Raw genomic sequence first — 7,397 nt, 5'->3', positions numbered from 1 at the left:
GCCGTACGCGGCGGGGCTCGCGGGGGCCGAGGACGTCGTCGTGACGGTCACGCTGTCCAAGTCGCTGGGCAGCCAGGGCGGGGCCGTGCTCGGGCCGGCCCGGGTGATCGACCATCTGGTCAACGCGGCGCGGACGTTCATCTTCGACACGGGGCTGGCACCCGCGGCGGCCGGCGCGGCCCTGGCGGCGCTCACCCTGCTGCGGCGCGAGCCCGAGCGGGCCGCACGGGCGCGCGCCGTGGCGGGCCAACTGCACGCGCGGTTCACCGCCGCGGGTCTGGAAGCGGTACGTCCGGACGCCGCGGTGGTGTCGGTGCGTGCGCCGTCCCCGGAGGCGGCCGTGCGCTGGGCGGCCGACTGCCGTACGGCAGGGCTGGCCGTGGGCTGCTTCCGTCCTCCTTCCGTGCCCGACGGCATCTCACGGCTCAGGCTGACCGCCCGAGCGGACCTCTCCGGGGCCGAGATCGAACGCGCTGTACGTGTGATCGGCGAGACGCGACCATGAGTCGGCGTGACACGGCCGTGCGTCGCTGACAGGCGGACAGGTCAGTGGAACGTGGCGAGGAAGCCCGTCCAGCTCTCGGGGGAGAAGAGCAGGGCGGGTCCTTGCGGTTCCTTCGAGTCGCGAACGGCGAGCAGCCCCGCGCGGGGGCCTGAACGCGGCCTGGCCGCCTCGACGCAGTTGTTCGCTCCCGTGCTGTAGCTGCTGCGCAGCCACCGCACACCGGACAGATCGGTACTCGAAGGTACGTTCCGAGGCAGTGCAGACATGGTGCCTCCTTACGCGCCGTCACCTATCCCGGCGATGTAATCCAACGAATCCTCGGGCGAAAGGGCGTGGTACTGAAGGGTGTTGAAGGCCTCGCTGTAGGCCTCTAGGTCTTCTTTCCGTTCGAGGTAGAGGCTACTCGTCAAATGGTCTAGAACAACCACGTCCAGATCAGAAGTGCTCGGAAAGGAGAAGATTACGAAAGGGCCGGTGATGCCGATGTGTGCTCCTGCGGCGAACGGCAGTACCTGAAGCCTCACTTGGGGCAGATGGGCCGCCTCCACGAGCCGTTCCAGTTGACGCGCCATCACCCCCGGTCCGCCGACCTCGCGCCGTATCACCGCCTCGTCGAGGACGACGCTCAGGGCCAGCGGCGGATCCGCGCGCAGCACGTCCTGCCGGGCCAGCCGCACCTGCACCAGCGCGTCGAGCCGGTCGGGGCCGTCGTTGTCGAGGCCTCCCACCGCGGCCCGGGTCACCGCCCGGGCGTACTCGGGCGTCTGCAGCAGACCGGGGACCACCGAGGTCTCCAGGGTGCGGATCGTGCTGGCCTGTGACTCCAGGCTGATGAAGTCCCGGTAGGCGGGCGGCAGTACACCGCGATAGGCGTGCCACCAGTGGTGCCGGCCGCCGCCGTCGTCGGAGCCCGCGAGCACGAGCAGCATGTCCCGAAGTTGTGGGTCGCCGACCTGGTAGGCGTCCAGGAGTAACCGGACGTCAGGTGGTTTCACGCCACTCGCGCCGGTCTCGATGCGGCTCACCTTCGACTGGTGCCAGCCGACCAGCCGGGCCGCCTCACCGCTGGTGAGCCCCGCTTCCGCACGCAGCGTGCGGAGTTCGGCGCCCAGTTTCCGGCGGCGCACCGCGGGACCGTACTGCATGGGTTTCTCCTTACTCCTTCCGAGCCGCCCAAATACGGTCTGAGGTCGCAGAGTTCACCGCTTCGAGCGACAGATATATGCATATCTTGGTGGATCGCCACCGTTAACGGCGCCGTAATGGCAGTCTGGCGAAGAAGCACCAGTCCGGGACCGTACTCGAACCATCCGCTCCGTGTCGGACACCGGTCCCGCGGGAAAGGGACGACCGCGCCATGGCAGACCATCTGGAAGCATCCGTCACTCTGCCGAGCGATCCCGCCTCGGTCTCCGCCGCCCGCACGTATGTGGTCGGAACCCTGGTGGAATGGGGACTTGCGGCGGACACGGAGGTCGCCGACACCATCCGCCTGATCGTCTCCGAACTCGCCACCAACGCCGTACAGCACACCTTCGGGCAGTCACCCACCTTCACGGTGGACATCGAGCTGGAGCGTGACGAACAGCTGCGCATCGGGGTCACCGACAGCCATCCACGCTTCCCGAAACGCCTGCCGGCCGCCGTCCAGCAGGACAACGGCCGGGGCATGGTGATCATCCGCTGGCTGACCGCGGAGTGCGGCGGGAAACTCAAGGTCCGGCCCACCCTGGAGGGCGGCAAGACGGTCTCCGTCGAGGTGCCCTGGACGGTACCGGCCCGGCCGGTGACCGCGGCGGGCCAGCAGGAGCCGTAGAGCCCCGCCTTCCGGCGCCTCTGTCCCGGACGTTCCCGTCCCGAACATCCCTGGACACCCGAGGGGGTGGCGGCCTGTCAGGTGGCCGCCACCCCCTCGGGAGATTCGGCGAGGATCAGCTGACCCGGCCGTACCAGACGCTCTTGGTCCAGATCTTCTGCAACCGCACCACGTCCCCGGTCTTCGGGGCGTGCCAGATCTTTCCCTTCCCGGCGTAGATGCCGACGTGGTAGACGCTGGAGCCCGAGTGGAAGAACACGAGGTCCCCGGCCTTGCGGCTACCGGCCGAGATGTGGTGGGTCTTGTTGTACTGCTGGGCCGCCGTACGGGGCAGTTTCTTGCCTGCCTTCTTGTACGAGTAGAGCGTGAGCCCGGAGCAGTCGAAGCGGCTCGGTCCGGTGGCCCCGTACCTGTACGGGGCGCCCTTCTTGGACGCCGCGACCTGGAGTGCCTTCGTCGCGGGTGTCGCGGCCGCGGCGTCGGATGCGACGCCCGGTATCACGACGGAGCCGCCCACGGCGGCGATGGCGAAAGCCGAAGCCGTACCGGCTCGGACCATCAGCGACGGGACACGATTGAGCGCAGTCATGCGCAACCCTTCGTCAGCCGCCTGTGAAGGATGACCTGTCGGATTCGGGCTGACAAAGTTGCCCGGCCGCTGACGCGGCTTCACCCCAAGGGCTGCTCGACCCGGTCATGGCGTGACCGTCCCGGCGACCCGTCGTGCCTGGGTCCTCCACTCCTGCCGATGCAATCCTGTCGACCTGTCATCCGGGTGGCGGCAGGACTCGGCGTCCGCCCGGATCGCCCCGCCGCTGCGGCGGGGTCTTGTCGTCAGACAGGGATCTTCACCTATGAATGTCCGAAAAGCCCAACGGAATCGGGGATTTGTGGGGTTACTCACCACTCACCCGTTCGGCTGAACGCATCGGTGTTCGAGGGCGTGTCGGGGCGGGTGTGACGCCCGGACCAGCACCGGAACACCTCATCCGGCCCTCGGACCACGCGTGTTGCGTGACCCGGACGGCCGTACCGACGGAGCGGCGACTACGTCGATCGGGGGTACGTCGTTCGGCCCGTTTCACCCTCGCCCCGGACGGCCGCGCATCCCTCAACTGTCGGAGGGTGCGGGGAGGGTGACGCGAGCCGTGCGGCGCTCCCCGTCGAGCACGCGCAGCGCCCGCGCGAGCGTGGGGGCGTGCAGCTCGGTCTCGCCCCGCTGGTGCATCAGCGCCAGCGCGTCCCGCAGTTCGATCGCCTTGGCCACCAGCGCCTGGGCGGCCCTCAGTCCACGGTAGGTGTCCCCGTGGTGCGCCGGGTTGATACGGCCCAGCAGGTCGGCCACATCCAGGTAACGGTCGATCAACTCGCCCTCGGCGCGCGTCAGTGCGGGCAACGGCGGCAGTTCCGGCGGCAGCATCGTCGGCTCACTCCCCGCCCGGCTCGGTGAGCGAGGTCTTGCGGGTGGCCACGATCCGGTCCACCAGGCCGTACTCCAGGGCCTGTTGGGCATCCATGATCCGGTCCCGCTCGATGTCCGCGCTCACCTGCTCCACCGTCCGGCCCGTGTGCAGGGCGAGCAGCGCCTCCAGTTGGGACCGGGTGCGGCCCAACTCCTCGGCCTGGATGGCGAGATCACTCGCCTGACCCTGGATCGGCTCGGGGAACGAGGGCTGGTGGATCACTACCCGGGCTCCCGGCAGCGCGGACCGCTTGCCCGGCGTGCCCGCCGCCAGCAGCACCGCCGCGGACGAGCCGGCCCGGCCCAGGCAGATCGTCTCCACGTCGCAACTGACGTACTGGAGCGTGTCGTAGATCGCCGACATGGCGGTAAAGGAGCCGCCGGGCGAGTTGATGTACAGCGAGATGTCCCGGTCCGGTGCCTGGTACTCGAGGTGCATGAACTGGGCCATCACATCGTTCGCCGAGATGTCGTCGATCGGCGTCCCGAGGAAGACGATCCGCTCCTCCAGCAGCTTCGAGTACGGGTCGAGGGTGCGGTGCCCGGAGCTGGTGCGCTCCGTGAATTCGGGCAGGACGTGGCGGGCGAACGGTCGGGTCATGGGTACCCCTCCTTCGGCATCTGTAAGAAATGTACAGGACGTACATGACGTTATGATGGGGGTATGGCCTACGAGATTCCGGTGACGCAAGCCAGGGCTGAGCTCGCCGACCTGATCAACCGGGTGGTGTACGGCGGCGAGCGCGTCGTCGTGACACGGCACGGCAAGCCCCTGGTCGCGCTGGTCTCCGCCGCCGACCTGGAGCGACTCGACGAACTCGACAAGCTCGACGCGAACGCCGAGGAGCAGGTGATCAGTTCCGTCTCACGCGTCCACGAGGTCGCGTCCGCTCCTCGCGAACACCAGCGGTTCGGCATCGCGGCCGAACACCGGGGGGCGAACCCGTCGTAGCGACAGGGGTGCGGGGCAGGCCGTGCGCGGGGCCGCTCTACGGGCGTAGATGCGAATGTCCTGATCACAGCTCGGTTAACTTGCTTGAAACGCCGTCCAACTAGCCTGCCGATCCACGCCACCAGGGACTTTGACCCGGGGCTGCGGCAGCCGGACCCCGCACGGTCCGGAGCGAGGACTGTGAGGTGGGACGTGCAACTGACCCCGCACGAGCAAGAGAGGCTGCTGATCCATGTGGCGGCCGACGTGGCCGAGAAGCGCCGGGCCCGTGGTCTGAGGCTGAACCACCCCGAGGCCATCGCCCTCATCACGTCGCACATCCTCGAGGGCGCCCGTGACGGCCGGACCGTCGCCGAGCTGATGGCCTCCGGGCGCAAGCTGCTCACCAGGGACGACGTCATGGAGGGCATCCCCGAGATGATCCACGACGTACAGGTCGAGGCGACCTTCCCGGACGGCACCAAGCTCGTCACCGTCCACGACCCGATCGTGTAGGAGGCCTCGATGATTCCCGGCGAGATCCTGTTCGCGGACGACCCGATCGTCTACAACGCGGGCCGTGAGGTCACCTCGATGACCGTCCTCAACGCCGCCGACCGGCCCGTCCAGGTCGGCTCCCACTACCACTTCGCCGAGGCCAACCCCGGGCTCGAGTTCGACCGCGCGGCAGCCCGCGGCAAGCGGCTCAACGTCGCCGCCGGTACGGCCGTGCGCTTCGAGCCGGGGATCCCCGTCGACGTCGAACTCGTCCCGCTGGTCGGCGCCCGGATCGTGCCGGGACTGCGCGGGGAGACCGGAGGTGCCCTCGATGCCTGAGATCTCCCGTGCCGCGTACGCGGACCTGTTCGGGCCGACCACCGGCGACCGCATCCGGCTCGCCGACACCGATCTGCTGATCGAGATCGAGGAGGACCGCAGCGGCGGTCCCGGACTCGCCGGTGACGAGGCCGTGTTCGGCGGCGGCAAGGTCATCCGCGAGTCGATGGGGCAGGCCCGTGCCACGCGCGCCGAGGGCACCCCCGACACCGTCATCACCGGCGCCGTGATCATCGACCACTGGGGCATCGTCAAGGCCGACGTCGGCATCCGCGACGGCCGTATCACCGGCATCGGCAAGGCCGGCAACCCCGACACCATGGACGGGATCCACCCCGACCTGGTGATCGGCCCCGAGACCGAGGTCATCGCGGGCAACGGACGCATCCTCACGGCCGGCGCCGTGGACGCGCACGTGCACTTCATCTGTCCGCAGATCGCCGACGAGGCGCTCTCCGCCGGCGTCACCACGCTGGTGGGCGGCGGGACCGGTCCTGCCGAGGGATCCAAGGCGACCACGGTCACCCCCGGCCCCTGGCATCTGGCCCGGATGATGGCCGCGATGGAGCAGTACCCGCTCAACATCGGCTTCCTCGGCAAGGGCAACACCGTCTCGCACGACGCGATGATGTCCCAGATCCGCGGGGGAGCACTGGGACTGAAGCTGCACGAGGACTGGGGCTCGACCCCCGCCGTCATCGACGCCTCGCTCACCGTCGCCGACCGCACGGGTGTCCAAGTCGCCATCCACACCGACACGTTGAACGAGGCCGGGTTCGTCGGCGACACCCTCGCCGCGATCGCCGGACGCGGTATCCACGCCTACCACACCGAGGGTGCGGGCGGCGGGCACGCGCCGGACATCATGACCGTGGTCTCCGAGCCGCACGTGCTGCCCAGCTCCACCAACCCGACCCGGCCCTACACCGTCAACACCGCCGAGGAACACCTCGACATGCTGATGGTCTGCCACCACCTCAACCCGGCGGTCCCCGAGGACCTGGCCTTCGCCGAGTCCCGCATCCGCCCCTCGACGATCGGCGCGGAGGACATCCTCCACGACCTCGGCGCCATCTCGATCATCTCCTCCGACGCGCAGGCGATGGGGCGCGTGGGCGAGGTGATCCTGCGGACCTGGCAGACGGCGCATGTGATGAAGCGGCGGCGGGGCGCGCTGCCGGGTGACGGCCGCGCGGACAACCATCGCGTACGGCGCTATGTCGCCAAGTACACGATCAACCCCGCCCTCGCGCAGGGCCTCGCCCGCGAGGTCGGCTCCGTCGAGACGGGCAAGCTCGCCGACCTCGTGCTGTGGGAACCGCCGTTCTTCGGCGTCAAGCCGCACCTCGTCATCAAGGGCGGCCAGATCGCGTACGCGCAGATGGGCGACGCCAACGCGTCCATCCCGACGCCGCAGCCGATCCTGCCGCGGCCGATGTTCGGGGCGATCGGACGGGCGCCCGCCGCCAACTCCTTCAACTTCGTCGCCCCGTTGGCGATCGAGGACGGGTTGCCCGAGCGGCTCGATCTCGGGAAGAAGTTCGTCGCCATCGAGTCCACGCGGGGGGTCACGAAGGCGGACATGCGGGAGAACGACTCCCGGCCGCGGGTCCAAGTCGACCCCGACAGTTTCGCCGTGCACATCGACGGGGAGCTGGTCGAGGCGACTCCGGCGGCTGAACTGCCCATGGCTCAGCGGTACTTCCTCTTCTGATGTCCAGGGGAGCGTTGCTGGTTCTGGCCGACGGGCGGTTTCCCGCCGGAGGGCATGCGCACTCCGGCGGGAAACCGCCCGTCGGCCAGAACCAGCACGGCTCCCCTGGACATCAGAACAGAAAGTACCGCT

Annotated in this window: 11 protein-coding genes and 1 riboswitch; of the genes, 6 read left to right on the top strand and 5 right to left on the bottom strand. The window is 69.1% G+C overall.

Going from position 1 to position 7,397, the window contains the following annotated elements:
• On the top strand, positions 1 to 505 hold a 505-nt coding region (locus JHN63_RS44325), incomplete at its 5' end, for an aminotransferase class I/II-fold pyridoxal phosphate-dependent enzyme (protein ID WP_200690797.1).
• A gap of 41 nt (positions 506 to 546) precedes the next feature.
• On the opposite strand, the gene JHN63_RS44320 is transcribed toward JHN63_RS44325, so the two are convergent.
• Both JHN63_RS44320 and JHN63_RS44315 read right to left on the bottom strand, forming a co-directional pair.
• Complete coding sequence (locus JHN63_RS44320) at positions 547 to 771, bottom strand: DUF397 domain-containing protein (RefSeq protein WP_200690796.1); 225 nt, start codon at positions 769 to 771, stop codon at positions 547 to 549.
• Between the two features lie 9 nt (positions 772 to 780).
• The gene (locus JHN63_RS44315; protein ID WP_200690795.1) at positions 781 to 1,650 is read right to left on the bottom strand and encodes a helix-turn-helix transcriptional regulator; all 870 of its coding nucleotides are present in this window, start codon (positions 1,648 to 1,650) and stop codon (positions 781 to 783) included.
• Between the two features lie 212 nt (positions 1,651 to 1,862).
• Between JHN63_RS44315 and JHN63_RS44310 the strand changes: the two genes are divergently transcribed.
• Positions 1,863 to 2,321, top strand: a complete 459-nt coding sequence (locus JHN63_RS44310; protein ID WP_200690794.1) for an ATP-binding protein — start codon at positions 1,863 to 1,865, stop codon at positions 2,319 to 2,321.
• Positions 2,322 to 2,436: 115 nt separating this feature from the next.
• Here the strand turns inward: JHN63_RS44310 and JHN63_RS44305 are convergent, their stop codons facing one another.
• From JHN63_RS44305 to JHN63_RS44295, 3 genes are all read right to left on the bottom strand, one after another.
• Positions 2,437 to 2,910, bottom strand: a complete 474-nt coding sequence (locus JHN63_RS44305; RefSeq protein ID WP_200690793.1) for a C40 family peptidase — start codon at positions 2,908 to 2,910, stop codon at positions 2,437 to 2,439.
• A 3-nt stretch (positions 2,911 to 2,913) separates the two neighbouring features.
• Positions 2,914 to 3,115, bottom strand: a riboswitch (cyclic di-AMP (ydaO/yuaA leader).
• Positions 3,116 to 3,432: 317 nt separating this feature from the next.
• Positions 3,433 to 3,741, bottom strand: coding sequence for a hypothetical protein (locus JHN63_RS44300; RefSeq protein ID WP_200690792.1), 309 nt, complete (start codon positions 3,739 to 3,741; stop codon positions 3,433 to 3,435).
• 7 nt (positions 3,742 to 3,748) lie between these two features.
• Positions 3,749 to 4,384 (bottom strand): ATP-dependent Clp protease proteolytic subunit, encoded by a 636-nt coding sequence (locus JHN63_RS44295; RefSeq protein WP_200690791.1) that lies wholly within the window; start codon positions 4,382 to 4,384, stop codon positions 3,749 to 3,751.
• Positions 4,385 to 4,447: 63 nt separating this feature from the next.
• Here JHN63_RS44295 and JHN63_RS44290 point away from each other — a divergent pair, with 63 nt between their 5' ends.
• The 4 genes from JHN63_RS44290 to JHN63_RS44275 all read left to right on the top strand — a co-directional run bounded on the left by JHN63_RS44290 (position 4,448) and on the right by JHN63_RS44275 (position 7,265).
• A complete protein-coding gene (locus tag JHN63_RS44290) occupies positions 4,448 to 4,735 on the top strand; it encodes a type II toxin-antitoxin system Phd/YefM family antitoxin (RefSeq protein WP_200690790.1) in 288 nt (95 codons plus the stop codon).
• Between the two features lie 192 nt (positions 4,736 to 4,927).
• Complete coding sequence (locus JHN63_RS44285) at positions 4,928 to 5,230, top strand: urease subunit gamma (RefSeq protein WP_037672587.1); 303 nt, start codon at positions 4,928 to 4,930, stop codon at positions 5,228 to 5,230.
• A 9-nt stretch (positions 5,231 to 5,239) separates the two neighbouring features.
• A complete protein-coding gene (locus JHN63_RS44280; RefSeq protein ID WP_200690789.1) occupies positions 5,240 to 5,551 on the top strand; it encodes an urease subunit beta in 312 nt (103 codons plus the stop codon).
• Positions 5,544 to 7,265 (top strand): urease subunit alpha, encoded by a 1,722-nt coding sequence (locus tag JHN63_RS44275; protein WP_200690788.1) that lies wholly within the window; start codon positions 5,544 to 5,546, stop codon positions 7,263 to 7,265. Before JHN63_RS44280 ends, JHN63_RS44275 begins: the two co-directional genes overlap by 8 nt.
• Positions 7,266 to 7,397: the final 132 nt, after the last annotated feature.

This window comes from Streptomyces sp. MBT65, assembly GCF_016612545.1.
GTDB lineage: Bacteria > Actinomycetota > Actinomycetes > Streptomycetales > Streptomycetaceae > Streptomyces.
Note: the sequence above shows the minus strand (reverse complement) of the source record. Positions and strands in the feature narration are given on the sequence as shown.

Coding starts and splice junctions, on each gene's coding strand:
- JHN63_RS44280 (WP_200690789.1), top strand. CDS start 5,240: ATGATTCCCGGCGAGATCCTGTTCGCGGACGACCCGATCGTCTACAAC.
- JHN63_RS44300 (WP_200690792.1), bottom strand. CDS start 3,741: ATGCTGCCGCCGGAACTGCCGCCGTTGCCCGCACTGACGCGCGCCGAG.
- JHN63_RS44310 (WP_200690794.1), top strand. CDS start 1,863: ATGGCAGACCATCTGGAAGCATCCGTCACTCTGCCGAGCGATCCCGCC.
- JHN63_RS44315 (WP_200690795.1), bottom strand. CDS start 1,650: ATGCAGTACGGTCCCGCGGTGCGCCGCCGGAAACTGGGCGCCGAACTC.
- JHN63_RS44290 (WP_200690790.1), top strand. CDS start 4,448: ATGGCCTACGAGATTCCGGTGACGCAAGCCAGGGCTGAGCTCGCCGAC.
- JHN63_RS44275 (WP_200690788.1), top strand. CDS start 5,544: ATGCCTGAGATCTCCCGTGCCGCGTACGCGGACCTGTTCGGGCCGACC.
- JHN63_RS44305 (WP_200690793.1), bottom strand. CDS start 2,910: ATGACTGCGCTCAATCGTGTCCCGTCGCTGATGGTCCGAGCCGGTACG.
- JHN63_RS44320 (WP_200690796.1), bottom strand. CDS start 771: ATGTCTGCACTGCCTCGGAACGTACCTTCGAGTACCGATCTGTCCGGT.
- JHN63_RS44295 (WP_200690791.1), bottom strand. CDS start 4,384: ATGACCCGACCGTTCGCCCGCCACGTCCTGCCCGAATTCACGGAGCGC.